Annotated in this window: 25 protein-coding genes and 1 riboswitch; of the genes, 14 read left to right on the forward strand and 11 right to left on the reverse strand. The window is 76.5% G+C overall.

Features of this window, described 5'->3' with window-relative positions:
• Window positions 1–87 precede the first annotated feature (87 nt).
• The 4 genes from ACI789_RS09705 to ACI789_RS09720 all read left to right on the forward strand — a co-directional run bounded on the left by ACI789_RS09705 (window position 88) and on the right by ACI789_RS09720 (window position 3,814).
• A complete protein-coding gene (locus tag ACI789_RS09705; protein ID WP_457008409.1) occupies window positions 88–1,275 on the forward strand; it encodes a PucR family transcriptional regulator in 1,188 nt (395 codons plus the stop codon).
• A 31-nt stretch (window positions 1,276–1,306) separates the two neighbouring features.
• Window positions 1,307–1,885 (forward strand): RBBP9/YdeN family alpha/beta hydrolase, encoded by a 579-nt coding sequence (locus ACI789_RS09710; protein ID WP_457008411.1) that lies wholly within the window; start codon window positions 1,307–1,309, stop codon window positions 1,883–1,885.
• The gene (locus ACI789_RS09715) at window positions 1,882–3,165 is read left to right on the forward strand and encodes a CoA transferase (RefSeq protein ID WP_457008413.1); all 1,284 of its coding nucleotides are present in this window, start codon (window positions 1,882–1,884) and stop codon (window positions 3,163–3,165) included. Before ACI789_RS09710 ends, ACI789_RS09715 begins: the two co-directional genes overlap by 4 nt.
• A gap of 379 nt (window positions 3,166–3,544) precedes the next feature.
• Window positions 3,545–3,814, forward strand: coding sequence for a hypothetical protein (locus ACI789_RS09720; RefSeq protein WP_457008415.1), 270 nt, complete (start codon window positions 3,545–3,547; stop codon window positions 3,812–3,814).
• Here the strand turns inward: ACI789_RS09720 and ACI789_RS09725 are convergent.
• Window positions 3,780–5,150, reverse strand: coding sequence for a DNA polymerase IV (locus tag ACI789_RS09725; protein WP_457008417.1), 1,371 nt, complete (start codon window positions 5,148–5,150; stop codon window positions 3,780–3,782). The two genes, ACI789_RS09720 and ACI789_RS09725, sit on opposite strands and share 35 nt — an antisense overlap.
• 145 nt (window positions 5,151–5,295) lie before the next feature.
• On the opposite strand from ACI789_RS09725, the gene ACI789_RS09730 reads away from it, so the two are divergent.
• Window positions 5,296–5,847 (forward strand): NfeD family protein, encoded by a 552-nt coding sequence (locus tag ACI789_RS09730; RefSeq protein ID WP_457008419.1) that lies wholly within the window; start codon window positions 5,296–5,298, stop codon window positions 5,845–5,847.
• Window positions 5,838–7,418, forward strand: coding sequence for a flotillin family protein (locus tag ACI789_RS09735; protein ID WP_457008421.1), 1,581 nt, complete (start codon window positions 5,838–5,840; stop codon window positions 7,416–7,418). Before ACI789_RS09730 ends, ACI789_RS09735 begins: the two co-directional genes overlap by 10 nt.
• A gap of 44 nt (window positions 7,419–7,462) precedes the next feature.
• On the opposite strand, the gene ACI789_RS09740 is transcribed toward ACI789_RS09735, so the two are convergent.
• The 5 genes from ACI789_RS09740 to ACI789_RS09760 form a co-directional block, all read right to left on the reverse strand.
• Window positions 7,463–8,173, reverse strand: coding sequence for a TenA family protein (locus ACI789_RS09740; RefSeq protein ID WP_457008423.1), 711 nt, complete (start codon window positions 8,171–8,173; stop codon window positions 7,463–7,465).
• Window positions 8,170–9,063 (reverse strand): bifunctional hydroxymethylpyrimidine kinase/phosphomethylpyrimidine kinase, encoded by an 894-nt coding sequence (gene thiD, locus ACI789_RS09745; protein ID WP_457008426.1) that lies wholly within the window; start codon window positions 9,061–9,063, stop codon window positions 8,170–8,172. Before thiD ends, ACI789_RS09740 begins: the two co-directional genes overlap by 4 nt.
• Complete coding sequence (gene thiE, locus ACI789_RS09750) at window positions 9,060–9,728, reverse strand: thiamine phosphate synthase (RefSeq protein WP_457008428.1); 669 nt, start codon at window positions 9,726–9,728, stop codon at window positions 9,060–9,062. The genes thiD and thiE overlap by 4 nt, the downstream gene beginning before the upstream one ends.
• The gene (thiM, locus tag ACI789_RS09755; RefSeq protein WP_457008430.1) at window positions 9,725–10,522 is read right to left on the reverse strand and encodes a hydroxyethylthiazole kinase; all 798 of its coding nucleotides are present in this window, start codon (window positions 10,520–10,522) and stop codon (window positions 9,725–9,727) included. The genes thiE and thiM overlap by 4 nt, the downstream gene beginning before the upstream one ends.
• A riboswitch (TPP riboswitch) is annotated at window positions 10,515–10,609 on the reverse strand. It overlaps the preceding gene by 8 nt.
• Before the next feature lie 123 nt (window positions 10,610–10,732).
• Window positions 10,733–12,484 carry a helicase gene (locus ACI789_RS09760; RefSeq protein WP_457008432.1) on the reverse strand — a complete coding sequence of 584 codons (1,752 nt, stop codon included), beginning with the start codon at window positions 12,482–12,484 and terminating at the stop codon, window positions 10,733–10,735.
• Window positions 12,485–12,582: 98 nt separating this feature from the next.
• Here ACI789_RS09760 and ACI789_RS09765 point away from each other — a divergent pair, with 98 nt between their 5' ends.
• The 4 genes from ACI789_RS09765 (at window position 12,583) to ACI789_RS09780 (ending at window position 17,095) form a co-directional block, all read left to right on the forward strand.
• Window positions 12,583–13,428 carry an alpha/beta fold hydrolase gene (locus tag ACI789_RS09765; protein WP_457008434.1) on the forward strand — a complete coding sequence of 282 codons (846 nt, stop codon included), beginning with the start codon at window positions 12,583–12,585 and terminating at the stop codon, window positions 13,426–13,428.
• Window positions 13,429–13,538: 110 nt separating this feature from the next.
• Window positions 13,539–15,173 (forward strand): phosphoglucomutase (alpha-D-glucose-1,6-bisphosphate-dependent), encoded by a 1,635-nt coding sequence (pgm, locus tag ACI789_RS09770; RefSeq protein ID WP_457008436.1) that lies wholly within the window; start codon window positions 13,539–13,541, stop codon window positions 15,171–15,173.
• A gap of 52 nt (window positions 15,174–15,225) precedes the next feature.
• Window positions 15,226–16,311 (forward strand): M20 family metallopeptidase, encoded by a 1,086-nt coding sequence (locus ACI789_RS09775; protein ID WP_457008438.1) that lies wholly within the window; start codon window positions 15,226–15,228, stop codon window positions 16,309–16,311.
• Window positions 16,312–16,675: 364 nt separating this feature from the next.
• Window positions 16,676–17,095, forward strand: coding sequence for a hypothetical protein (locus ACI789_RS09780; RefSeq protein WP_457008440.1), 420 nt, complete (start codon window positions 16,676–16,678; stop codon window positions 17,093–17,095).
• Between the two features lie 70 nt (window positions 17,096–17,165).
• On the opposite strand, the gene ACI789_RS09785 is transcribed toward ACI789_RS09780, so the two are convergent.
• On the reverse strand, window positions 17,166–18,044 hold the full coding sequence (locus ACI789_RS09785; protein ID WP_457008442.1) for a diguanylate cyclase domain-containing protein: 879 nt from the start codon (window positions 18,042–18,044) through the stop codon (window positions 17,166–17,168).
• A gap of 154 nt (window positions 18,045–18,198) precedes the next feature.
• Between ACI789_RS09785 and ACI789_RS09790 the strand changes: the two genes are divergently transcribed.
• Together ACI789_RS09790 and ACI789_RS09795 are read left to right on the forward strand one after the other, a co-directional pair.
• Complete coding sequence (locus ACI789_RS09790) at window positions 18,199–19,137, forward strand: hydroxymethylglutaryl-CoA lyase (protein WP_457008444.1); 939 nt, start codon at window positions 18,199–18,201, stop codon at window positions 19,135–19,137.
• A gap of 65 nt (window positions 19,138–19,202) precedes the next feature.
• Entirely contained in the window at window positions 19,203–19,724 is a 522-nt protein-coding gene (locus ACI789_RS09795) for a flavin reductase family protein (RefSeq protein WP_457008446.1), read from the forward strand.
• A 41-nt stretch (window positions 19,725–19,765) separates the two neighbouring features.
• On the opposite strand, the gene ACI789_RS09800 is transcribed toward ACI789_RS09795, so the two are convergent.
• The gene (locus ACI789_RS09800; RefSeq protein WP_457008448.1) at window positions 19,766–22,060 is read right to left on the reverse strand and encodes a SpoIIE family protein phosphatase; all 2,295 of its coding nucleotides are present in this window, start codon (window positions 22,058–22,060) and stop codon (window positions 19,766–19,768) included.
• 146 nt (window positions 22,061–22,206) lie between these two features.
• Between ACI789_RS09800 and ACI789_RS09805 the strand changes: the two genes are divergently transcribed.
• A complete protein-coding gene (locus ACI789_RS09805) occupies window positions 22,207–22,926 on the forward strand; it encodes a hypothetical protein (RefSeq protein WP_457008450.1) in 720 nt (239 codons plus the stop codon).
• A gap of 22 nt (window positions 22,927–22,948) precedes the next feature.
• Here the strand turns inward: ACI789_RS09805 and ACI789_RS09810 are convergent, their stop codons facing one another.
• Both ACI789_RS09810 and ACI789_RS09815 read right to left on the reverse strand, forming a co-directional pair.
• Window positions 22,949–23,389, reverse strand: coding sequence for a hypothetical protein (locus ACI789_RS09810; RefSeq protein ID WP_457008452.1), 441 nt, complete (start codon window positions 23,387–23,389; stop codon window positions 22,949–22,951).
• Window positions 23,382–23,747, reverse strand: a complete 366-nt coding sequence (locus tag ACI789_RS09815) for a hypothetical protein (RefSeq protein ID WP_457008454.1) — start codon at window positions 23,745–23,747, stop codon at window positions 23,382–23,384. Before ACI789_RS09815 ends, ACI789_RS09810 begins: the two co-directional genes overlap by 8 nt.
• A gap of 135 nt (window positions 23,748–23,882) precedes the next feature.
• Here ACI789_RS09815 and ACI789_RS09820 point away from each other — a divergent pair, with 135 nt between their 5' ends.
• A complete protein-coding gene (locus ACI789_RS09820) occupies window positions 23,883–24,728 on the forward strand; it encodes a PaaX family transcriptional regulator (protein WP_457008456.1) in 846 nt (281 codons plus the stop codon).
• Here the strand turns inward: ACI789_RS09820 and ACI789_RS09825 are convergent.
• Window positions 24,698–25,690, reverse strand: coding sequence for an aldo/keto reductase (locus tag ACI789_RS09825; RefSeq protein ID WP_457008458.1), 993 nt, complete (start codon window positions 25,688–25,690; stop codon window positions 24,698–24,700). The two genes, ACI789_RS09820 and ACI789_RS09825, sit on opposite strands and share 31 nt — an antisense overlap.
• Window positions 25,691–25,794: the final 104 nt, after the last annotated feature.

Here is a 25,794-nt window from a genome sequence, read left to right on the forward strand (position 1 = left end):
GTGCATGCAATTACCTGTGCTCAGGACGTGAACGTCCGCCCGGATACTGTCCCCTGCGAACAACCGAGCGAGGGCAGTGAGGTGGACGTGGCGCCGGAGAGTGAGACCTTCACCCGGGAGGTGGCCACCGCCATGCGCGCGGAGCTGCCTCGTGTGGCCGAGCGGACGGTGGCCGCGATCGTCGTCGAGGTGCCCAGCTACGCCGAGGCGTTCCAGGGTGACATGGGGCGGGCCATCGAGAAGGCGGTCCAGCTGGCGCTCGGTGGGTTCCTCGAGCTGGCGACGGCGCACGGCGGCGCCGACCCCAGCCGGCCGATCGGGCCGGCCCTGGAGGGCGCCTACGCGCTCGGCCGCGGGGAGGCGAAGAGCGGCCGCACCATGGACGCGCTGCTGGCCGCCTACCGGGTGGGGGCGCGCGTGGCGTGGCGGCACATGAGCGAGACGGCGGTGGCCGCGGGCATGCCGTCGGACTCGCTGGCCCGCTTCGCCGAGCTGGTCTTCGCCTACATCGACCAGCTGTCGGCCTCCAGCGTCGCCGGCCACGCCGATCACCTGGCCACCAGCGGGCGGGTCCGCCGCCGTCACCTGGAGCGGCTGGCCGAGCTGCTGCTGACCGGTGGGCCGGCCTACGACCTGGTCGCGGCGGCCGAGCGCGCCGACTGGGCCCCACCGCGCACCCTCACCGCGGTGCTGCTGCCCGAGGCCCGGGCCCGCGGCGCGATGGCGGTGCTCGACGCGCGCACCCTGCAGGCGGGTGAGGACCTCCCCGGCGCCGAGCCGGAGACCGAGCGCGCGGTGCTGCTCGTCCCGGACGCCGAGGGCTTCGCCCGCGCGGGGCTGCTCAAGGCCCTGCGCGGCCGGGAGGCCGTCGTCGGGCCCGCGCGGCCCTGGCAGGATGCGCGCTCCTCCTACTCGCGGGCGCTGCGGGCGCTGCAGCTGGGCCTGCACCCGGACTGCGACGCCCCGGTGGACACCGAACAGCGGCTGGCCGAGCTGGTGCTGCGGGCCGACGGCGAGGCGCTGGCCGACCTGCGGGCGCAGGTCCTCGCGCCGCTCGACGACCTGGGCCCCGGCCCGCGGGAGAAGCTGCTCGAGACTCTGCGCTCCTGGCTGCTGCACCACGGGCGGCGGGAGAAGATCGCCGGGGAGCTGTTCGTCCACCCCCAGACGGTGCGCTACCGGATGCAGCAGCTGCGCGAGCTCTACGGCGCCCGCCTCGACGACCCGCAGTGCGTGCTGGAGCTCACCCTCGCGCTGGGGACCCAGCGGCCCTAGGCACACCCAGGGCCTTCCTACGATCGCCGCCGTGATCAGCTTCCTGGTGGCGCACGGGTGGGAGAACCGCCGTCCGGCGGGGCACTGGCAGCACTGGCTGGCCGGGGAGCTGGCCGCCGCGGGCCACCCGGTCGTCTACCCGCAGTTCCCCTCCCCCGACGAGCCGGTGCTGGCCGAGTGGCAGGCCGAGCTGCGCCGGCACCTGGCCGCGCTGGACCCGGCCGGCGAGCGGGTGCTCGTCTGCCACAGCCTGGGCGTGCTGCTGTGGTGGCGGACCGCGGCGTCCCTGGGCGACCTGCAGCCCGACCGCGTGCTGCTGGTGGCCCCGCCGTCGGTCGAGCGGCTGCGCGGCGAGCCCGCCGTCGCCACCTTCGTGGCCGGCGCGCTCCCGCCGCTGCCCGACGACGTCCGGCGGCGGGTGCGGTTGGTCGCCTCGGACGACGACCCCTACTGCCCCGGCGGGGCGCTGGAGGTGTTCGCCCGGCCGCACGGGCTGGACGTCGACGTGCTGCCCGGCGCCGGCCACCTGGCGATGGACGACGGGTACGGCGCGTGGCCGTCGGTGCTGCGCTGGTGCACCGACCCGGCCGTGCGGATCACCGCGCGGTGAACGCCCTGCTGGCGCACGCGTGGCCGCTGCTGGCCGGCGTCCCCGCCCCGGAGGTCGCGGCGACCGGCGCGACCGGGCTCGACGGCCCGCTGCCCGTGCCCGACCTGGCCGTGGGCGCCGTGGCGGCGCAGCTGCTCGCCGCCCGGTTGCTCACCCCCGGCGACCCCGTGCGGGTGGACGCCGCGCACGTCGGGCTCGCCTTCCGCAGCGAGCGGTACGCCGCGGTCGACGGCCGTCCGGTGGGGCCGGGGTTCCACCCGCTGTCCCGGTTCTGGCCGACCGCCGACGGCTGGCTGCGGCTGCACGCCAACTACCCGCACCACCGTGCCGCGGCGCTGCGCGTGCTCGGGGAGGACGCCGGGTCGGCGGCGCGGGGGTGGGCGGCGGAGGAGCTCGAGTCCGCGGTCGTGGCCGCCGGCGGCGCGGCGGCCGCGGTCCGCACGGCCGCGGCGTGGGCGGGGTCACCGCAGGGGCGGGCCGTCGCGGCCGCGCCGCTGGTCGCGCTGCGGCGGACGGCCGACGGACCGGTGCGGGCAGCACCGGCGTCGGGCCTGCGGGTGCTCGACCTGACCCGCGTGATCGCCGGCCCGGTGGCCACCCGGACGCTGGCCTCGCACGGCGCCGACGTCCTGCGGGTCGACAGCCCGCGGCTGCCCGACGACCCCGGCTCGCTGGTCGACACCGGACCGGGCAAGCGGCACGCGCTGCTGGACCTGGCGGCCGCCGCCGACCGCCGGACGGTCGAGGAGCTCCTGGCCACCGCCGACGTCGTCGTGCAGGGCTACCGACCCGGAGCGCTGGCCCGCTTCGGGCTGGACCCCGCGGCGCTGGCCGAGCGGCACCCGCACCTGGTCGTGGTCAGCCTCTCGGCGTGGGGCACCGAGGGCCCGTGGGCGCAGCGACGCGGCTTCGACTCGCTGGTGCAGGCCGCGACCGGGATCGCGCTCGAGTGCGGCTCCCCCGAGGCACCGGGCGTGCTGCCCGCCCAGGCGCTGGACCACGCCACCGGGCACCTGGCGGCGGCGACCGTGCTGGCCGCGGTGGCCCGCCGGCGCGACGAGGGGGGCGGCTGGCACGGGGAGCTCTCCCTCGCCCGGACGGCGCACGAGCTGCTCGCCCTGCCGCGGCGGGCACCGGAGGACGGCGAGCCGGCCGACCCGGCGCGGTACCTGCTCTCCCTGCCCTCGCCCGAGGGCACGGTGACGGTGGTGGCACCGCCGGGATCGCCGCCGTGGCGGACCGCCGCCGCGTTCGGCGTCCGCCCGTCGTGGCATGCCTAGCGGACTGGCAGTCCCCGTCCAGCTCCCTCACAGGGCACGCGGCCACGCTGGTGGTCGCTGGGGAGAGAACGGGTAGGAGCACCCGTCACCACGCCACCCCCGGCGAACCGGGGACCGGCTCGAGGGCGTCGGTCCCCGCCGGGACGCGGAGCCCGCCATCCCCCGTTGTGCCGGGTTCCGCGTCCCCCTCGACCCGGCGCGCCGGCGCTTCCCCTTCGTCGGCGCGCCGGCGCACGGGTCGACAGCTGCCCCACGGTCGGGTCCAGGCCTCGTCGGACCCCGATCGAACCCGCACCGGAGGCCCAGGCTCCGCACAGCCGCGCGGCCGAGGCTCGTCCCCGAGCGGCCCAACCGGGGCCGGGGAGGAGAGGAGGCCCCGATGGGCACCAGGACGAGCGAGGGCCGGATCCGGCGGCGCATGCGGATGCGGACGCTGACCCCGCCGGCGGACCCCGACCTCCCGGCCGACCTGGCCGGGGCCGTGGCGGCCGCCGCGCTCGACGAGCACCCGGGCGCGACGGTCGACCGGGTCGAGGTCGACTCCGCCGGGCTGTACACGGCGTTCCTGGTCACCGCCTACGGCGAGGACGTCGTCGTCCAGGTCGACCGGGACCTCACGGTCCTGGGCTGGCTGGCGTTCCCGCGCTGACCCGCCAGTCCGGCGGGTCGGCGGGCTGCAGCGCGGGGTCGTCGGCGGCGAGCGTGCGCACCGGGCCGGGCGGGGTGCGCGGCCCCTCGAAGCGGACCGTCACCCGTCCCAGCCCCCGGCCCCACACCCAGCCGGGGCCGAGCTCGTCGTGCCGCACGTCCTGCCCCGGCCACCACCGGCTCTCGGCGGCCGGAGCGGGTTCCTCGGCCGGCGTGGGCGCCTCGGCGGGGACGTCCTCGGCGAGGTCGGCCGGCTCGTCGTCGGCCGCGAACAGGTCGCCCTGCGCGTAGAGCGACAGCCCGGAGACCCCGACGCCGAGCAGGCGCAGCCCGCCCCCGGCGCCGGCCTCGGTGAGCAGCCGGCGGGCGATCGAGGCGATGACCCGGACGTCGTCGGTGGGCTGCGGCAGCGTCTGCGAGCGGGTCTGCGTGGTGAAGTCGTAGCGGCGCAGCTTGAGCGTCACCGTCCGCCCCGCGTAGGCCGACGCGTGCAGGCGGGCGGCCACCCGCGCGGCCATGGCGTCGATCTCCCGGCCGAGGACGGCGAGGTCGGTGAGGTCCCGCTCGAAGGTCTCCTCCTGCGAGATCGACTTGGCCTCGCGCTCGGCGACCACCGGCCGGTCGTCCTCGGCGCGGGCCAGCGCGTACAGCCCCGCCCCGTGCGCCCGGCCGGCCAGTGCCACCAGGTCCGGCAGGGACTTCGCGGCCAGGTCGGCCACGGTGCGCACCCCGACCTGCCGCAGCCGCTCCGCGGTCGCCGGGCCCACGCCGCCCAGCCGGGTCACCGGCAGCGGGTGCAGCACGTCCAGCTCGCCGCCCGGGGGGACGACGACCAGCCCGTCGGGCTTGTCCAGGTCGGAGCCGATCTTGGCCATGAGCTTCGACGAGCCGATGCCCACCGACCCGGTCACCCCGCCGGTGGCCTCGGCGATCCGCTCCTTGAGCCGGCGGCCGAGCGCGGTCACGCCGTCCACCGAGAGGTCGTGGCCCGGGCCGGCGGCGAGGTCGACGTAGGCCTCGTCCAGCGAGGCCGGCTCCACCAGCGGGGAGAGCTCCCGCAGCAGCTCCATGACGACGTCGGAGGTCCGGCGGTAGGCGGCGAACCGGCCGCCGAGGAACGCCGTCCCGGGCGGGCAGCGGCGCCGGGCCTCGGCGGTCGACATCGCCGACCGGGCCCCGTACGCGCGCGCCTCGTAGGACGCCGTCGCCACCACGCCGCGCCCGCCCACGCCGCCGACCACCACCGGCCGCCCGCGCAGGGACGGCTTGTCGCGCTGCTCGACCGCGGCGAAGAAGGCGTCGAGGTCCAGGTGGAGGATGCTCGCCTCCCGCCGCACGCCCCACCTCCTCGCTGTCGCCGGCCGCTCCCCATGGTCGCCCGTCCTCCGAGCGGGTGAGTGCGGACGGGTCGGTGCCGGATCCGGTTGATCATCTCCCGCGTGGCTGCGACTGTCGGGGCCCACACCGACAGGGAGGAGCAGCGTGGCGGGAGTCCTCCTCGTCGTGGGTGCGATCGGCCTCGGCGTCCTCCTGCTGTCCCTGCTCGTCGGCGAGTTCGGCCATCTCGCCGGGGACGCCGACGGCCCGTTCTCCGTCCCGGCGCTGGCGGCGCTGGTCGGCGGGGTGGGCTTCGGCGGCGCCGCGGCCGCGTCCGTGCTGCCCGACGGGCTCCCGGACGCCGGCCGGCTGCTCGCCGCGCTGGCCATCGGGACAGCGGTGGCGATCCCGCTCGCGTGGGGCGCGATCCGGCTCTCCCGCGCGCTGCGGGACATGCCGACCACCGAGACCCTCACGAGGGCCCACCTGGTCGGCCGGCAGGGCGTCGTGGTGTCCGCCGTCCCGATCGGGGGACTCGGTGAGGTGCGCCTGACCGTCGCCGGCCAGCAGCTCAAGTACGCCGCGCGCAGCGACGTCCCGCTGCCCGCGGGCACGCCCGTGTACGTCGTCGAGGCGCTCAGCGAGACCGCCGTGCAGGTGGTCTCGACCGCGCCCGACCCCCTGCCCGAGACCGGAGGCCAGAACCCGTGGACCTGACCCTGCTCATCGCCATCGGCGGCATCGCCGTCCTGGTGCTCCTGATCGTGGTGCTGGTCCTGTCCCGCATCAAGGTCGCCGGGCCCAACCAGGCGTTCATCGTGACCGGCCGCCAGGGGCGCGAGGTCACCAGCGCCTCGGGGCTGACCTCCCGCGACGCGTCGGGCCAGAAGGTGGTCATGGGGGCCAGCGTCTTCGTCCTGCCGGTGGTGCAGAAGCTGCACACGATGGACCTGTCCAGCCGGCGCATCCCGGTCGGCATCCGCGGCGCGGTGTCCAAGCAGGGCGTCAAGTGCGACCTGGAGGGCGTGGCCATCGTCAAGGTCGGCGGCTCCGAGGACTCCATCCGCGCCGCCGCGCAGCGGTTCCTCAACCAGCAGGAGGGCATCGACACCTTCACCTCGGAGGTGCTGGCCGGTGCGCTGCGCTCCATCGTCGGCCGGCTGACGATCGAGGAGATCATCCGCGACCGGGCCGCGTTCGCCTCCGCCGTCGCCGAGGAGGCCGAGTCCTCGCTCACCGGGCAGGGGCTGGTGCTCGACACCTTCCAGCTGCAGGACATCCAGGCCGAGGGCAGCTACCTGGCCGACCTCGGCCGGCCCGAGGCGGCGCGGGTGCTCAAGGAGGCCAGCATCGCCGAGGCCCGGGCCCGGCAGGCCGCGCAGCAGGAGCAGCTGCTCGCCGACGAGGCGATCGCCGTCGCCCAGCGGCAGCTCGCGCTGCGCCAGGCGGAGATCACCGCCGAGACCGACGCGGCCAAGGCCCGCGCGGCCGCCGCCGGACCGCTGGCCCAGGCCGCGCAGGACCAGGCGATCCTCACCGAGCAGGAGAAGGTCGCCGTCCGGACGGCGGCGCTGACCGAGCGCCAGCTCGACACCCAGGTCCGCCGGCCCGCCGACGCGCAGCGGTACAAGGTCGAGCAGGAGGCCGAGGGCCGCAAGAACGCCGCGATCCTCGCCGCCGAGGCCCAGCGGCAGGGCACGATCGCCGCCGCCCAGGCCGCCGCGGAGCAGGCCAAGCTCTCCGGTGAGGGTGAGCGGGCCCGCCGGTCGGCACTGGCCGAGGCCGAGGCGATCGAGGGCGCCAAGCGCGGTGAGGCCGAGCGGCTGCGCCGGCAGGCCATCGCCGACGCCGTCGAGCGGGAGGGCGCCGCGGAGGCGGCCGCCATCCTCGCCCGCGGCCAGGCGGAGGCCGAGGCGCTCGACGCCCGCTCGGAGGCGTTCGCCAAGTACGGCGAGGCGGCGGTCCTCGAGATGCTCGTGAAGGTGCTGCCCCAGGTGGTGCAGGCGGCCGCGGCCCCGCTGTCGAGCGTGGACAAGATGACCGTCATCTCCGCCGACGGCGCCGGCTCCCTCGGCCGCTCGGTGGCCGCGAACGTGGCGCAGGGGCTGCAGCTGTCCGGCGACCTCACCGGGGTGGACGTCGCGGCGCTGCTGCGGCGGCTCGGGGGCGCGGGCGGTGCCGTGGCCGGGGGTGGCAGCGCACCGGCGACCAACGGCGCAACGGCCGCCGACGGCGCGGCCACCCGGATCCCGATCGTGCCGGCGGACGGGCAACCGCCGGCGAGCTGACCGGGCCGGTCGGGGGTTCCCCGGCCGGGCCCGTCGGGTCGGGGTCAGATCGGGTCCGGCCAGCTCTCCCGCTCGTGCGCCGCGCGCCAGAACTCCAGCTCGTAGCGGGTGGCGACGGTGAAGGCGCGCAGCATGGCCGGCTGCGTGCCGGGCGCCTCGCCGGCGGCCGCGTCGACCAGCGCGCGGGCGGTGCGCGCGGCCTCCTGGAACCCCGGGGCGTCGTAGGCGGCGACCCAGCGCAGGTACGGGTGTCCGGGGACGAGCGCCGCGGTCCGCGCCAGGCGCGCGCCGACGTCGGCGTACACCCAGTAGCAGGGCAGCGCGGCAGCGGCGGCGACCGCGTACGGAGCCGTCGCCGCCGCGGCCACCAGGTAGGAGACGTAGGCCAGGCAGGTCGGTGAGGGCACCGGGTCGCCGCCCGGCCGGTCGGCCGGGGGCAGCTCCGCGGCGAGCAGGTCGGCGTGCAGTTGGCGCTCGACGGTCGCGGTCGTGGCCGCCGAGGTCGCCCAGAAGGACGCGGCGGCCGAGTCCGGGGCGCGGGTGGCGAGCAGGGCCAGCGCCCGGGCGTAGTCCGCGAGGTAGAGCGCGTCCTGCTCCAGGTAGTGCCGGAACGTGGCCGGGGCCAGCGCGCCGGAACCCAGCTCGGCGAGGAAGGGGAGGTCGTCGATGGCCGCGCGCAGGCCGGCCGTCGCGGCCCAGGCGCGCTCGGTGAACGGGGCTTCGGCGTCCCCGTGAGCGTTCGCGGCGGCGCTCACGACGGCCAGATCCCGGCGAAGTGGTGCACCGGCCCGTGCCCCGACCCGATGCCCAGGCCGGCCCCGGCGACCAGCGCGGCGTGCAGGTAGTCGCGCGCCGGGTCGACCAGCCGCGCCCAGTCGTCGGTGCGCCCGCGGGCGGCGAGCGCGGCGAGGGCCGAGGACAGCGTGCAGCCGGTGCCGTGCGTCGCCGTCGTCCGCACCCGGGGGCGGCGGCTCACGGTGACGGCGCCCGCGGTGGCCAGCACGTCGACGCTCTCCTCCCCGCCGAGGTGGCCGCCCTTGAGCAGCACCGCCCGCGGGCCGAGGGCCAGCAGCGCGGTGGCCTGCCCGGGGAGGTCGTCGACGCTCGTCGCCGGCGCCGCGTCGAGCAGCGCCGCCGCCTCGGGCACGTTGGGCGTGACGAGGTCGGTGACCGGCAGCAGGTCGGTGCGGACGGCGTCCACCGCGGCGTCGTCGATGAGCCGGTCGCCGCTGGTCGCCACCATCACGGGATCACAGACCACCGGGCCCGCCCGGCGGTCGGCCAGCACCCGCGCCACGGTCCGGACCACCTCCGCGCTGCCCAGCATGCCGAGCTTGGTGGCGTGCACCTCGACGTCGTCGAGCAGGGTCTCGAGCTGCGCGGCGACGAACGCCGCCGGCACCGGGTGGACGCCGGTGACCCCGCGGGTGTTCTGCGCGGTGAGCGCGGTCAGCACCGCCGTCCCGTACGCACCCAGGGCGCTGAAGGTCTTCAGGTCGGCCTGGATGCCGGCGCCGCCGCTCGGGTCGCTGCCCGCGACGGTGAGCGCGACCGGAACGCCGCTCGTGCTGCCTGGTTCGCTCCCGCGGGGCGCTCCGCTCCTCGCTCGTTCCTCGCTGCCGGGCTTCCGCCCCTGTCCGCTCATCGGTGGACCCCCACCGAGCGGCCCGCGTCGATCCGCGCCCGCAGCTCCCGGGCGGCGGCCGCGGGGTCGGGCGCGGCGCAGATCGCCGAGACGACGCAGATCCCGTCCACCCCGGTCGCCGCCACCTCCGCCGCCCGGCTGGCGTCGATCCCGCCGATCGCGACGGCGACCAGCCCCGCCGAGCGGGCGGCAGCCGCGAGCTCCCGGGTGCCCGACGGCCCCAGGCCGGGAGCCGCGTCGGGCTTGGTCGGCGTCGCCCACACCGGGCCGATGCCGACCAGGTCCACGATGCCCGGAGGCAGGGCCAGCGCGGCGTGCAGGTCCGCGGCGCAGGTGACGCTCAGCCCCAGCGGCGCGCCGGGGCCCAGCAGCCGCCGGACCTCGGCCGGCGGGAGGTCGTCCTGGCCGACGTGCACGCCCGCGCGGGCCAGCAGGGCGACGTCGACCGCGTCGTTGACCACGACCGCGACGTCGGGCCGGTCGGCCAGCGCGGCCTGCACGGCCCGGGTGAGGGCGAGCAGCTGCCGCCGGGACGCCGTCTTGTCGCGCACCTGGACGGCGGTGACGCCGCCGGCCACCGCGGCGCGGACGACGTCGGCGACCGGCCGGGGCCGGGCAAGCCCGGTGTCGGTGACCAGGTAGAGGGTCGGGTCGAACCCGTTCACCGCTCCTCCCGCACGTCCGCCCGGCTCAGGGACTCCCCGTCGAGGGCGTCGAGGGCGTCGAGCCAGGCCGGGGCGAAGGTGCCGGGCCCGTCGGCGACGTCGGCGGCGACCTCGGCGGCCAGCGCCACGTGCGCGTGCGCGGCCACGACGCCGGTCAGCGGGTCGTCGCAGACGGCGAGGTAGGCGGCGACCAGGGCGCCCAGCGCGCAGCCGGCGCCGGTGGTGCGGGTGAGCAGGACCGAACCGCCGCCCACCCGCACGGTCCGCCGTCCGTCGGTGACCAGGTCCACCTCGCCGCTGACCGCGACCACTCCCCCGGTGCGCCGGGCCAGGTCGAGGGCGGCCTCGGCCGCGGCGTCGGTGCTGTGGGTGCTGTCCACCCCGCGGCCGCCGGTGCCGGCCCCGGCCAGCGCCAGGACCTCGGAGGCGTTGCCCCGGACGGCGGTGGGTATCAGCTCGACCAGCTCGGCGGCCAGCGCCGTCCGGTAGGCCAGCGGACCGACCGCGACCGGGTCGAGCACCCACGGCGTCCCGGCCGCGCCGGCGGAGCGGGCCGCCAGCCGCATGGCCTCGGCGGTGCGCTCGTGCACCGTGCCGACGTTGACCAGCACCGCCGAGGCGACCGCGGCGAAGTCCCCGGCCTCCTGCGGTGCGTCCACCATCGCCGGTGCCGCGCCGGCGGCCAGCAGGGCGTTGGCCGTCATCGTCTGGACGACGGTGTTGGTCAGGCAGTGCACCAGCGGTGCAGCGGTGCGCAGCTCCTCGCGGGCCGCGCGCAGGTCGATGGCTCCCACGCCGTGACATCCCTTCGCCAGTACGAACTGGAGCAGGTTCGACGGGTGTGCTCTCAGCCCCGGGCGGGGGCACCCCGTGCCACTTGCGGTCCCGAACCTAACAACGTCACGGGCGGAAGTCCTGCGGCGCCGACTGGCGGGTTGCCGTGGTCCGAGCGCGCCGGGAGGCACGGGAACTCGCCACTCGGCGCCGCGCGGCCTCCCGGACGCTCAGTCGTTCCCGGTGAGCGCGGTCGAGGGCAGCCAGTCGGCGTCGAGCAGCTCGGCGATCTCCTGCAGGGACGACGTGTCCGCGCCCGCGGTCGAGCCGCTGACCGCCAGCCGCTCCACCATCACCCGCGCCACCTGCTCCTCCACGGTGTCCTCGGCGAAGGCGACCCGCCACGGCGAGACCTGCCCGTCGCGGTGGGTGCGGCCGGTGACCTGGCGGGCCTGGATGCCGGAGAACCGCGGCTGGTGGAACAGCCCGACCCGCGGCGTGGCCGAGGCGTGCGTCCCGGCGGGCAGCAGCTCGCCGGCGTGCAGGCTGATCGACGCGGTCACCGTGAAGACGCACACCGGCGCGGCGCCGGTCTGGAACCGCAGCCGCTCGGCCTCGACGTCGAACCGGTCGCGGCCGTAGATGGCGGCCACGGCGACGCCCGAGTCCAGCAGCGCCTCCCGGATCGGGTCGGCCGCCGTCTCCACGAACTCCACCGAGACGGCGACCTGCCGCTCGGCCTCCACCTGGGCCTTGACCCAGTCGACGGTCGCCTGTGCGCGGATCAGCCCGGCCTTCTGCCGGAACCGCAGCAGCGCCGCCCGGCCCCGCGCGGTCTGCCGGCCGCGGCGGGCCAGCTGCATCTCGGCGCGGAACTCCTGCCACTCCGACTCGTAGGCGGCCCGCTCCGCCGGCGTCAGCGACACCGGCGTCCCCGTGACCGACACCGGGCCCCACGGCGCCGGGCGGTGCAGCGTCGCCGGCGGGTAGCCCTCGGCCAGCCAGTCCTGCAGCCGGGCGAGGTCGGCGCGGCGGCGGTCGGCGTCCTCGGTCCAGGTCCAGCCGTACCGGCCCCGTTCCACGTGGAACCCGTGCTCGGCGAGCTTCGCCGGCAGATCGGCCCACGCGCGCAGTGGCTCGCCGTGCCGCTGGGCGAACTGCGGCGCCAGGTAGGGCAGCTCCAGCGGCGTGTGCGCGGGGGTGGCGGTGGCCGCGATGACGAACGGCGCGTCCTTCACCCGGCCGGCACCGGAGACCGCCTTCCAGTGCTTCCACCGCTGCGTCGTCGTGTGCCGCACCATGTGCGCCTCGTCGGCGATGACGACGTCGAACCGGAGCTTGGCGACCTTCGCCAGCCGGTCCCACGTGGTCACGCACCAGCGCAGGCCGCCGTCGCCGAAGCCGGCGATCGACCGCGTCCAGTGCGGGATGGTGATCGCCGCCGGGCGGTCCGCGACCACCAGCACCGTGCGGCCGCCGCGCTGCGCCACGACCTCGCGGGCGGCCAGGACGGCGGTGCCGGTCTTGCCCACGCCGGGGTCGTCACCGAGCAGGAAGACCCGGTGCCCGGCCTTCGCCGACGCGGCGATCGCGGCCGCACCGGTGAGCTGCTCGTCGCGCGGCTGCATGGGGCGGCCGGTGGGGACCGGGCGCGGCGTGGCGTTGAGCTCGTCCTCGAGGAAGCGCTCGAACGTGTACGGCGGCGGGTCGTAGGGCGCCAGCTCCGGCGGCAGTTCGCGGCCGACGTACACGTGGGCCTGCAGGTCCGGGCGCCACTGGGCCCCGGGCGCCGGCGCGCGGAACGGGACGGCGAGCACCCACACCCGCTCCCCCGGGCCGGCGACCGGGCGCTCCGGCGCCGGCTTCGCGGTGCGGCGGGCCGGTGCCGCGCGGCGGGCGGCGGTGCTGGTGGTCGTGCTGCGGGTGGTGGTCGAGCGGCTCTGGCTGGTCGACCGGGCTGTGCGGCGACGCCGTCCGGGCATGGGTGTGCTCCCCCTCCGTCGGCGCGGACGCCGACCGGTGTCTTCGTCGGCCGTCGACGGTAGGTGGGGCGGACGACGGGATCTGGTGGAATCGCCGGGTGACGGAGAACTCCGAGGAACGGCTGCACGCCCGGACGCTGGGCGAGCGCGGCCCGCGGGTGGTCTTCGTGCACGGCCTGTTCGGTCAGGGCAAGAACTGGACGACGGCCGCGAAGGGCCTCTCCGGCGACCACCGGGTGACCCTCCTGGACCTGCCCAACCACGGGCACTCGCCGTGGACCGAACGGGTCGACTACCTCGACATGGCGGGGATGGTCGCCGACGAGCTGCGGTCGTTCGCCGAACCGGTCACCCTCGTCGGGCACTCGATGGGCGGCAAGGTGGCGATGCAGGTCGCGGTGCGGCACCCGGAGCTGCTGCGCGCGCTGGTCGTCGTCGACATCTCCCCCACCGAGTACCCGGTGTCCGGCGGACGCACCGACGACCCCGACGAGGAGGCCTCCCCCTTCGCCGCGTACATCGCCGCCATGCGCGCGCTGGACCTCGGCGCGCTGAGGACCCGCGAGGACGCCGACGCCGCGCTGCGCACCGTCGTCCCCAGCCGGATGGTCCGCTCCTTCCTGCTGCAGAGCCTGGTCCGCGAGGGCCTCGGTGCGGACGGCGGATGGCGCTGGCGGCTGAACCTGGAGCTGCTGGAGCGCGACCTCGGGGAGCTGCGCGGGTTCCCCGAGCCGCCCCCGGGCGCCCGCTACGACGGTCCGGTGCTGTGGATCGCGGGCGCGAACTCGCACTACGTGCTCCCCGAGGACCGCGCGCGGATGGAGGAGCTGTTCCCCGCCACCCGGCTGGTGCGGGTCAAGAACGCCGGACACTGGGTCCACTCGGAGCAGCCGCAGGTGTTCCTGGAGACGCTGAAGCGGTTCCTGGAGCGCGTCGAGGGCTGAGCCGGCCGCGGTGCAGCCCAGCGCCCGGCGCGGGTGCGGCGCGCGCCCCGGGGCAGGCGCCGGACCGGCACCGGTCGCGCCGGGGGTGCCCGGCGGGCCAGGATCGGCACATGACCGACCCCCGCGCCGGACAGCCGGCCCGGCCGAGCGACCTCATCGACGTGGCCTCGCTGGTCACCGCCTACTACACGCGGGAACCCGACCCGGCGGACCCGGCGCAGCAGGTGGCGTTCGGCACCTCCGGCCACCGGGGGTCCGCCTTCGACGCCGCGTTCAACGAGGCGCACATCCTCGCCACCACGCAGGCGATCTGCGAGTACCGGGCGGCCCAGGGATACGACGGTCCGCTGTTCCTCGGCCGGGACACCCACGCGCTGTCCGAGCCGGCCTGGGCCAGCGCGCTGGAGGTGCTCGTCGCCAACGACGTGACGGTCCTGGTCGACGCCGCCGACCGGTACACGCCCACGCCGGCGCTGAGCCACGCCATCCTCACCGCCAACGCCGGCCGCACGTCGGGGCCGGCCGACGGCATCGTGGTCACGCCGTCGCACAACCCGCCCCGCGACGGCGGCTTCAAGTACAACCCGCCGTCCGGCGGCCCCGCGGACACCGACGCGACGAAGACCATCGCCGACCGCGCCAACGCGCTGCTCCGCGCCGGGCTGGACGGCGTCCAGCGGATCCCCTTCACCCGGGCGCGGGCGGCGGCGCAGAGCCACGACTTCCTCGGCGCCTACGTCGACGACCTGCCGAACGTGCTCGACCTCGACGCCGTCCGGGACGCCGGGGTGCAGATCGGCGCCGACCCGCTGGGCGGGGCGAGCGTCGACTACTGGGGTGCGATCGCCGAGCGGCACCGCCTCGACCTCACCGTGGTCAACCCGCTGGTCGACCCCACCTGGCGGTTCATGACCCTGGACTGGGACGGCAAGATCCGCATGGACTGCTCCTCGCCGAGCGCGATGGCCTCGCTCATCGGCAAGCGCGCCGACTACGCGATCGCCACGGGCAACGACGCCGACGCCGACCGGCACGGCATCGTCACCCCCGACGGCGGGCTGATGAACCCCAACCACTTCCTCGCCGTGGCGATCTCCTACCTGTTCTCCCACCGGCCCGAGTGGGGCCAGGACACCGCCGTCGGCAAGACGCTGGTCTCGTCGTCCCTCATCGACCGGGTGGTGGCCGGGCTGGGCCGGCGGCTGGTGGAGGTGCCGGTCGGGTTCAAGTGGTTCGTCCCGGGCCTGCTCGACGGGTCGGTCGGGTTCGGCGGCGAGGAGTCGGCCGGCGCGTCGTTCCTGCGCCGGGACGGCCGCGTCTGGACGACGGACAAGGACGGCATCCTGCTCGCGCTGCTGGCCAGCGAGATCCAGGCGGTGACCGGCCGCTCGCCGTCCCAGCTGCACGCCGAGCTGACCGCGGAGTACGGGGAGTCCGCCTACGCCCGCGTCGACGCCCCGGCGTCCCGGGAGGAGAAGGCCCAGCTGGCCAAGCTCTCACCCGAGGACGTCACCGCCACCGAGCTGGCCGGGGAGCCCATCACCGCCAAGCTCACCCGGGCGCCCGGCAACGACGCCGCGATCGGCGGCCTCAAGGTGGTCACCGAGAACGCCTGGTTCGCCGCCCGGCCGTCGGGCACCGAGGACGTCTACAAGGTGTACGCGGAGTCGTTCAAGGGTCCCGACCACCTGGCGCAGGTGCAGGAGGAGGCGCGCGCCGTCGTCAGCGCGTCCCTCGGCGGCTGAGTCCCGCCCGGGCCGAGCGGCGGTTTCCGGGGAAACCGGCGACGATCGGGGGATGGCTGCGCAACTCGACGTGGTGGACCTGGTGCGGGAGCTCGTCAGCCGGACGACGATCTCGGGGGACGCGGCCGCGCAGCGTGACCTCCTGGGCGCGCTCACCGACGTGCTCCGCGAGCGCGCCCCGCACCTGCAGGTGACCGAGGGCCGCGACCGCGACCACCCCTGGACCCTGCTGCGGACGCCGGCCGACCCCGACCGGCCGAACCTGCTGCTGGCCTGCCACGTCGACACCGTGCCGGTGCCCGACCCCGCCGCCTGGCAGCGCGACCCCTTCGGCGCCGACCTCGACCAGGGCCGGGTGTGGGGCCGGGGCGCCAGCGACATGAAGGCCGGGGTGGTGGCCGCGGCCGCGGCGCTGGCGGCCGCCGACCCGCAGACGCCGGTGGCGCTGCTGCTCACCAGCGACGAGGAGATCGGCTCCAAGGGCGCCGCGGCCGCGGCCGCCGCGGTCGCCGACCAGTCGGTGGGGGCGGTCATCGTCCCCGAGGCGACCGGCAACGAGGTCGTCCTCGGGCACAAGGGCGCGCTGTGGCTGGCCGCCCGGACGGCGGGCCGGGCCGCGCACGGCAGCACGCCCGAGCGGGGGCACAACGCCGTCCTGGACCTCGTGGCGGTCCTCGGGCGGGCCGGGGGTGCGCTGCCGCTGCGCAGCGACGGGTTCCTCGGCACCGAGACGTGGAACCCGGGCGTGGTCACCGGGGGCACCGTTCCCAACGTCGTCCCCGACCGCGCCGAGGCCGTCATCGACATGCGCACCGTTGCCGACGGCGCACCGCTCCTGGCGTGGTGGCGCGACCAGCCGGAGGTGGCCGACGTGGAGGTCCGGGTGGACCTGCCGCCGGTCGGCACCCCCGCCGACGACCCGTGGGTCGCCTCGCTGCCCGCGACCGTGCGGCCCACGCCGGCCACCTACTTCACCGACGCGTCGGTGCTCGGCCAGGTGGTCGGTGGCGCACCCATCGTCGTGTGGGGGCCGGGCACGCCCGCGGTGATGCACGCCGTCGACGAGTACGTGGAGCTCGCCGAGCTGGAGCAGGCCGCGGCGGTGTTCTCCGACGTCGTCACCCGTTGGCGGGGGTGACGGCCCGCGCCTGCACGTCGGCAGCACCGGTCGGCTGCAGACTGGCCGCATGCACGGGGACCGATGGGAGCACGGCTGGGACGCGGTCCCGCCGGGACAGCAGTCGACGCCGGCGGGCCACGGACAGCCTCCGGGGCACGTCCCAGCCGGCTACGGACCGCCGCCGCCCTCCGTGCGTGTCCCCGGCCACGACCCGTCGGCGTCCTACGGCCCTCCACCGACGTGCGGCCCTCCACCGACGTACGGCCCCCCGACGGCGTACGGCCCTCCGACGGCGTACGGCCCTCCACCGGCGTACGGCCCCCCGCCGTCCTACGGCCCTCCACCGGGACACGGTCCCGGCTGGGGGTGGTCGCCGGCAGCAGTGGCGTGGCCTGATGGGCCGGCGCGCCCCGGCGTGGCCACCGCGGCGATCGTCCTCGGGTTCGTCACCGGCGGGCTGACCGCGCTGGCCTCCCTGTTCTTCCTGGTCGCCGTGGCCTCCGGCGGGAACGATCCGGTCACGGTGCTCCTCCTGCTCGGTCTGCCCTGCGCCGTGGGACTGATCGCCGGGGCGGCCCAGTTGCTGCAGCGCCGTACGCCGACCCTGCTGTTCGGGTCCGCGGTGGCCGCGGTCGCGGTGCTGCTGCTGACGCTCGTGACGGGCTGGGTTGCGTTCGACGACGGCGACGACCGGGTGGGGGTGACGGTGTTCCTGCTGCTGGCCGCGCCGCTACCGGTGCTCACCGCGGTCTACGCCCGGCTCCGCCGGGTGACCGGCTGGGCGGGAGCAGCCGCCGGGTGACCGGCCGGGCGGGGCCGGGCTCGGGGTGAGCCTCGGGACGGGGCGCAGCCACGCGCGGGTGCGCGACCCGTCAGCGGCGGCGGGCGGCCTTGTCGGCGTACATGGCCTCGTCGGCCTCCCGCACCAGCAGCTCGAAGGCCAGCTCCGGGTCGGTGCCGCCGCCCACCGTGCCGATCCCGATGCTCATGCCGAGCGGGATGGTCACCGCGTCCAGCCGCAGGGGCTCGGTGGCGGTGTGCCGCAGCCGGTCGGCCAGCGCCTCGGCGTCCTCGCGCTCGCTGTTCTCGCAGACGATGCTGAACTCGTCCCCACCGACGCGGGCGGCGGTGTCGCTGGCCCGCAGCACCGACGTCAGCCGCTCGGCGAAGGCGATGAGGACGGCGTCGCCGACCGGGTGGCCGTACTGGTCGTTGATCTCCTTGAACCCGTCGAGGTCGATGCCGAGCACGCAGGTGGGGGTGCGCTCCCGGTGCCCGCGCTCCAGCGCGTGGCGCAGCCGGTCGCCGAACAGGATCCGGTTGGGCAGGCCGGTGAGCGGGTCGTGCAGCGAGCGGTGGACCAGCGCGGCCTCCAGCTCCTTGCGCTCGGTGATGTCCTCGACGATCGCCACGACGTGCGGCGGGTCGCCCTCCGGCGACGCCTCCACCCACGACGACGTGACCTGCACCGGCACCACGCTGCCGTCCTGGCGCACCAGGCGGGTCTCGTGGCGCATCGTCCGGCGCCGCTCGACCAGCTCGGTGTAGGCCTCGGCCGTGGACATCGCGTCCTCGGGGTGGATGAGCTCGAGCACCGAGCAGCCGTAGAGGTCGTCGGTGCTCCGGCCGAGCATCGCGGCGAAGGCGGGGTTGGCGTCGACGAGCAGGCCGGACGGCGTGGCGAGGACGATGCCCATCGGGGCGTTGGCGAACGCGCTCCGGCGATCCGCCGGGGGGAGCGTGCCGGCCACGTTCGTCACATCCCACCTCCCTGCCGCACATTCTGCGCAGATCATGGGCGAATCGCTGCAAGTCCTCAGTCTGGGATGCCCCGTCCGGTTCCACGTGGAACCTCGCCGCGGGGCAGGATGGGGCTGCACCTGACCGCGCGAGGAGAGGGCTGCCGTGAACGAGTTCGACCTGGTGCTGCCGGCCGCCGTCGACGTCCGCGAGGTGGGCATGCGCGACGGGCTGCAGCTCGAGGCGCCGGTGCCGCTGGAGGCCAAGCTGCGGATGCTGGAGGCCCTGGTCGCGACCGGTGTGCGGCGGATCGAGGCGACCTCCTTCGTCTCGCCGAAGGCGGTACCCGCGCTGGCCGACGCGGACGCGGTCGCCGCCGAGCTCTCCCGGTGGGGCGGGGTCCACTGGTCGGCCCTGGTCGCCAACCCGCGCGGCGCGACCCGGGCGGTGGACGCCGGCGTGCCGAACCTGGAGTACGTCGTCTCGGCCTCCGACGGGCACAGCCGGGCCAACGCCGGGCGCTCCACCGCCGAGGCGGTCGGCGCCGTGGCGGAGATCGCCGGCCTCGCCCACGGCGCGGGCGGCTCGCTGGAGGTCATCATCGCCACCGCCTGGGACTGCCCGTTCGACGGCCGCACCCCGATCGGCCGGACGGTCGACGTCGCGCGGGCCGCGGTCACGGCCGGCGCCGACCAGCTCTGCCTCGGCGACACCATCGGGACGACGACGCCGCTGCGGGTGGTCCAACTGCTGGACGCCGTCCGCCGCGCCTGTCCCGGCGTCCCGGTCGGCGTCCACTTCCACGACACCCGCGGCACCGGCCAGGCCAACGCGCTGGCCGCCGTCCAGGCGGGGGTCACCCAGCTGGACTCGTCGGTCGGCGGCCTCGGCGGCTGCCCGTTCGCTCCCGGCGCGAGCGGCAACATCGCCACCGAGGAGCTGGTCTACATGCTCGAGGAGTCCGGCGTGCGCACCGGGCTGGACCTCGACGCCGTCCTGGTCGCCGCGCGGGTGACCGAGGACGTCGTCGGCCACGAGCTGCCCAGCTCGCTGTACCGCGCCGGCGGCCGCTCGGTCCCCCGCGACGCCGCGGCCGTCGGCTGACCCCGCGACTGACGCCTGACGGAAGACCGGCGGCCGGATCCGGGCCGCCGTGGTTGGCTGGGGTCATGAGCGACGCGGGGTCCGGGGCGGAGGGCGCGGTCGAGGTCATCGACCCGCTGGTCATGCGGGAGGTCCTCGGGCACTTCGCCTCCGGGGTCACCGTGGTCACCGCGCTCGCCGACGACGGCCCGGTCGGCTTCACCTGCCAGTCGTTCAGCTCGCTGTCGCTGGACCCGCCGCTGGTGGTGTTCGCGCCCGCCCGCACCTCGCGCACCTGGCCGCAGCTGCGGGACATCGGCCGGTTCTGCGTCAACGTCCTCGCCGAGGACCAGCACGACCTGTCCAGCGCCTTCGCCCGCTCCGGGGCGGACAAGTTCTCCGGCGTGCACTGGCGGCCGAGCCGGCAGGGGCAGCCGGTGCTCGACGACGTCGTGGCCTGGATCGACTGCGAGCTGTGGGCCGAGTACGACGGCGGCGACCACACCCTCGTCGCCGCGCGCGTGCTCGACCTCGGCGCCGACGGTGGCCGGCGTCCGCTGCTGTTCCACCGCGGCGCCTACGGCCTGCTCGCGGGCACCGACGGCTGACCGGTCCCGGCCGGGCACCGGAACCGGAGCCGGCCGGGACGTCAGCAGAACCGGACGGCGATCAGCGCGACGTCGTCCCGGCCGTCCAGGGACACGGCGACCGCCGCGTCGCACAGCTGCCGGGGTGAGGCGTCCCGCGGCGCGGCGGCGACCCGGGTGACCAGCTCGGCCAGGCCCTCGTCGAGGTCGGTGCCCGGGCGCTCGATCAGCCCGTCGGTGTAGCCGAGCAGCGTCATCCCCGAGGGGACGTCGAGGGACGTCGACGGCCGCCGCACGCTGCCGTCGGCGCCGATCAGCAACCCGGCCACCTCCTCGAGGACCCGGACCGTGCCGTCCGGCGCGCGCAGGAGCGGCGGCGGGTGACCGGCGCTGGCCAGGTGCACCCGCCACGGCGCCCCGGGCGTGGCCGGCGGCTCCGCCCGCGCGTAGACCAGCGTGGCCATGGACGCCACGCCCAGCCCCTGCACCAGCCGGTCGACCCGGGCGAGGACGGCGCCCGGGTCGGGGTCGGGCGCCTCCCACACGCAGGCCCGGATGAGCCCGCGCAGGTGCCCCATCGCCGCCGCGGCGGCGATGTCGTGGCCGACGACGTCGCCGATGACCATGCCGACCGACCCGTCGGGCAGGTGCAGCAGGTCGTAGAAGTCACCGCCCACGTCGGCGGCCTCCGACGCACTGACGTAGTGCGCGGCCGACTCGACGGCCGGGATGTCCGGCAGCTGCGGCAGCAGGGAGCGCTGCAGGGTGTCGGCCACCGTGTGCTCCTGCTCGTAGAGGCGCACGTTGTCCATGGCCAGCGCCGCGCGGCGGGCGAGGTCCTCGGCGAGGTCGACGTCGTCCTGGTTGAACGGTCGCTCCGCCGCGGTGCGCCCGAGCAGGATCGCGCCCCGGGTCCGCCGTCGGGCGACCATCGGCACGGCCAGCAACGAGGCCCCGCCGATCCGGCCGAAGGCCTGCCGCGCCGCCTCGGTGGCGAACGCCCCGGCCGGGGACTCCTCGGCCTGCTGCACCACCACCGGGCGGGCCGTCGCGATGGTCCGGCGGGTCGGCGAGCCCTCCGGCAGGTGCGGGACGTGCGTCGTCTCGAGCAGCCGCAGCTCCTCCTCGCGTCCCTCGCGGTGCCGCCACGCCGTGCGCTCCACCGTGCCGGAGTCGTCGACGAGGGTGATGAACGCCCAGTCGGCGACCAGGGGCACGCACAGCCGGGCCAGCCGGTCGAGGAGGTCCCCGAGGTCGAGCGTGGCGATCAGCGTGCTCGTCGCCTCGGCCATGAGCGCCAGCCGGCTCTGCGCCCGCTCGGCCTCGACGCGGGCCCGTTCGGCGTCGGCCCGTGCCTGCTCGGCCGTCGCGCGGGCCAGCTCGGCCTCCCGGCGGGCAGTCTGTTCGGCCGCGAAGGCCGCCTCGCGCTCCCCCTCGACCCGCACGCGCTCGGTGACGTCGGTCTGCACGCCGACGAAGCTGACGAGGGACCCCTCGCCGTCGAAGACCGGGCTGATCGACAGCTGGTTCCAGAACGCCGTGCCGTCCGCGCGGTAGTTGAGCAGCGTCGTCGTGAGGGGGCGGCGCTCCTCGAGCGCCGCCCGGATCTCCCGGACCGCCGCGGCGTCGGTCGCCGGCCCCTGCAGGAAGCGGCAGTTGCGCCCGACCGCCTCCTCGTACCCGTAGCCGGTGATCCGGGTGAACGACGGGTTGACCCAGATCAGCGGGTTGTCCGGCTCGCGGGGGTCGGTGATCGTGAAGGCGATGTCGGTGGCGACGACGGCCCGCTCCCGCAGCGCCCGCAGGTACCGGTCGGGGTCGCCGTCGGCCGGGGCGCCGGGGTCGACCTCCAGGAACACCACCAGCGCGAGCTGCTGGTGGCTGGTGGGGTGGGACAGCGGGAACCCGGTCACCCAGAGCAGCTGGCCCAGGTCGCCGGACCCCTCCCCCGCGGCGGTGCCGCCGTCCGGCGCGCGGCGCACCGCCTCGCCGTTGACCGGCTGGCCCTGCGCCACGAGGGACAGGGGCCCGGAGGTGCTGGCCAGCGGCCGGCCGCCGAGGTCGGTCAGGCCCGCCGAGGTGCCCCAGGTGTCGATGTCCACGGGCAGCGCCACGTTGCCGGCCATGTCCACCGCGGCGGTGTTGGCGTAGGTGACCGCCCCGGCGCTCTGGTCGATCACGAGCACGGCGACCGGCACGTCGGCCAGGACGCCGGGGAGCGCCGCCGAGGCGGTGCCGGAGGACTCGTGCCGGGAGACCACGGCCGTCGCGGCGGTCACGATGCCGGCCTGCCCGATGTCGTCGATGTCGTCGTGGAGGGGAGGCACCTCGGGGAGGTCGTCCCGGTCGGCCGGCACGGGACGACAGTAACCGCGGCTCGTCGGTGTCGGCCAGCACCGGGACGCCGCTGACCTGCGGTTCCGTCGGTGCAGGTGTGGGCGGGCGTCGCGCGGGAACCCAGCGACGGGGCACGCCGTGCTCCAGGTGGAGGGAGACGATCGCCATGGGACTGCTCGACCGGCTCTTCGGCCGCCGCCGGCCCGGACACCAGTACGGCAGCGAGCACGGGTACGACGCGCCGCCGCCACCGCCCCGCGGCGGCTCGGACGACGAGCGCGCCATCGAGCGCTACCGCTACCTGCTGCGGACCGCGCCGCCGGACAAGATCGAGGAGGCGCACGCCGAGGCGTTCGCGCAGCTCAACCCGGAGCAGCGGCGGCAGGTCCTCGACCAGCTGGCCGCCGCGGGCGAGCAGGCGCGCGGCGACGACCCGCGCAGCCTGGCCCGCGCCGCGACCCGGGCGGAGATGCGCCAGCCCGGCATCCTCGAGCGGGCCTTCGGCGGCGGGTACGGCCCCGGGTACGGCCCTGGCCCCGGCTACGGGGGCGGCTACGGCCGCGGGGGCTACGGGCCCGGCTTCGGCGGGCCGAGCTTCGGCAGCATGATGGGCGCGAGCCTGCTGGGCACCGTGGGCGGCCTGGTCGTGGGGACCGCGGTCGCCGACGCCCTGTTCGACACCGGGCTCGGCGACGGCGGCCTGTTCGGCGGCGGGGACGAGGAGGCCTACGCGGAGGGCTACGCCGACGGCGCCGACTCCGGGGACCCCGGCGGGGACCCGGGCGGCGACTTCGCCGGCGGTGCCGACAGCGGCTGGGGGGACTCCGGCGGGGACTTCGGCGGTGGCGACTTCGGTGGCGACTTCGGCGGGGGCGGCGAGTTCTGAGCCCGCCGGGAGGCCGCGACCGTCAGCCGGTCGCGGCCTCCCGCCCCACACGCCGCAGCCACAGCAGGCCGACCACCGGCAGCACCAGCGGGATGAACAGGTAGCCCCTGCCGTAGGCCGACCAGACGGTCTCGTCGGGGAAGGCGGCCGGGTCGGCCAGGGAGAGCGTCCCCACCACGAGCACGCCGACCAGCTCCACCGAGATGGCGGTCAGCGCGGTGCGCCGGCCACCGCGGGCCAGCGCCACCGTCGCCACGAGGTAGACCACCGCGGCCAGGGCGGAGAGCAGGTAGGCCACCGGCGCCTCGGCGAACCGCGTCGCCAGCTGGACGACCGCCCGCGACCCCGCGGCGAGCGTGAAGACGCCGTAGACGGCGACCAGCACCCGCCCCGGGCCGCCGCCGGTCGAGCCGGCCGTCTGCTCCCCCGCGTCGTCGACGCCCCGACGTCCCGGTTCAGCCACCCGTCGCCTCCCACAGCTGCAGCAACCGCCAGATCATGACCCCCACCGCGCCGGCGGCGATCGCCAGCACGGCGCCGGACCAGCGCGTCGGCTCCGAGCGGGCCCACAGCGCGCCGGCCACCGGCACGAGCACGATCCCGCCCAGGTAGCCGAGGAAGGTGGCGGTCTCGGCGGGGCGGTCGCCGGCCACCAGCGCAGCGACGGCGATGCCCGCCTGGACCAGCAGGAGCACCTCCAGCAGCGCGGCGCCCCACAGGTGCAGCAGGCCGATCCGCCGGCGCGCGACGGTGGAGGCGAGGCCCGCGAGGGCCACCGCGGCGGCGAGGACGGTCACCGCCACGACCAGCACCGGGGTCACCGAGGGGACCTCGGTGGGACGGCGGCGCGCACGGATGCCATCCTCCCGCGTAGGGGGAACGTCCCGGGCACCGCCCTCGGCCGGGACGGACACCACGGGGGCGCGCTCAGCGACGGGCGTGCCGAAAGGACCGCCATGACCGTCCGCGACCTCGTCGTCGACCTGTTCTCCGAGCACCTGGACGCCGTGACCGAGGAGCCGGTGCGCCTCCAGGCCCTGGTGCGCCTCCTCGAGGCCTTCGACGTCGCCGAGCCCACCACGCGCATGACGACTGCCGCGCTGCGCCGGTCCGGCTGGCTGGCCGCCTCCCGCCGCGGCCGGGAGACCCTCTACACCCCGACCGAGGACCTGCGGGCCGCCGTCCGTGCCCGGTGGGCGCGGCTCGACGAGCGGCTGGGCCCCTGGGACGGCCGCTGGCGGATGGTCATCTACACGGTGCCCGAGACCGACCGGTCGGCCCGCGAGCGGGTGCGCCGCACGCTCACCCGGCACGGGTTCGGCCCGCTCGCCCCGGCCACCTGGCTGTCCCCGCACAAGGTCGCGCTGGACGACGTCCGGACCGCCCTGGCCCGGGAGCCGCTGAGCCGGCTGGACGTGCTCACCGCCCAGGTGACCCCCGAGACCGGTGGCTCGGACGTCGACCTGGCCGCCCGCTGCTGGGACCTGCAGGGGGTCGCCGCCGCGTACCGGCGGGTGATCGACCGCATCCGCGCGGTGCTGGCCGATCCGCCCCCCGACGGGAGGCCCGCGCTGGTGACCCACCTGCGGGTCCTCGCCGAGATCCGCCGGATCGGGGTCAGCGACCCGATGCTCCCCGACGCGCTGCGGCCGCACGGCTGGCCGGGCGCGGAGCTGTGGGCGGCCTGGGAGGAGCTCTGCGCCCTGCTGCACCCCCCGGCGCGCGAGCACGTGGCGACCGTGCTCGCGCAGCCGGACCGGCCGCGCTCGGGTCAGCGGTGCACGGTGGACATGTCCGGGTAGCGGTCCCCGGCCGTGGCGCCGGCGGGGGCGGCCTCGTCCAGCCGGCGCAGGTCGTCGTCGGACAACCGGACGTCGGCGGCCGCGGCGTTCTCCTCCAGGTAGGCGACCCGCTTGGTGCCGGGGATCGGCACGACGACCGGCCCACCGTCGCGCCCGCTCTGCGCCATCACCCACGCCAGCGCCAGCTGGGTGGCGGTGACGCCCTTCTCCTCGGCGATCTCGCGGACCCGGTCGACCAGTTCGAGGTTGCGGGCGAAGTTCTCACCCTGGAAGCGCGGGTTGCGCCGCCGGAAGTCGTCGGGCGCGAGGTCGTCGAGGCTGCGGATCTGCCCGGAGAGGAACCCGCGGCCGATCGGCGAGTAGGCGACGAAGCCGATGCCCAGCTCGGCGCAGGTGGCCAGCACGCCGTCGTCCTCGGGGTCGCGGGTCCACAGCGAGTACTCGGTCTGCACGGCCGTCACCGGCTGCACGGAGTGCGCACGGCGGATCGTCTCCGGCGCGGCCTCGGAGATGCCGACGTGCCGGACCTTGCCGGCCTCGACCAGCTCGCGCAGGGCGCCCCAGGTGTCCTCGACGGGTACCGCGGTGTCGACCCGGTGCTGGTAGTAGAGGTCGATGACGTCGACGCCGAGGCGCTGCAGCGAGGCGTCGCAGGCGCGGTGGACGTACTCGGGCCGGCCGTTGATGCCGCGGAAGGAGCCGTCCTCGCCGCGCTCGTTGCCGAACTTGGTGGCCAGCACGACCTCGTCGCGGCGACCGGCGATCGCCCGGCCGACCAGCCGCTCGTTGGTGAACGGGCCGTACATGTCGGCGGTGTCGAGGAACGTCACGCCGAGGTCCAGCGCCCGATGGATGGTCGCCTCGGCCTCGGCCTGGTCACCCGTGCCGTAGAACTCGCTCATCCCCATGCAGCCCAGGCCCTGGGCGGACACGGTCAGGTCTCCGATGGTGCGCGTCTCCATGCCCCTGCCCCTGCCCGTGTGACCCAGCACTCAACCGGCGGGCCGGGACCCGGTTGACAGCGGGCGCAGGTCGTGTGGCACGTTAGGGTGCCCTCAGTTAGCCA

Source organism: Geodermatophilus sp. SYSU D00965 (assembly GCF_054050075.1).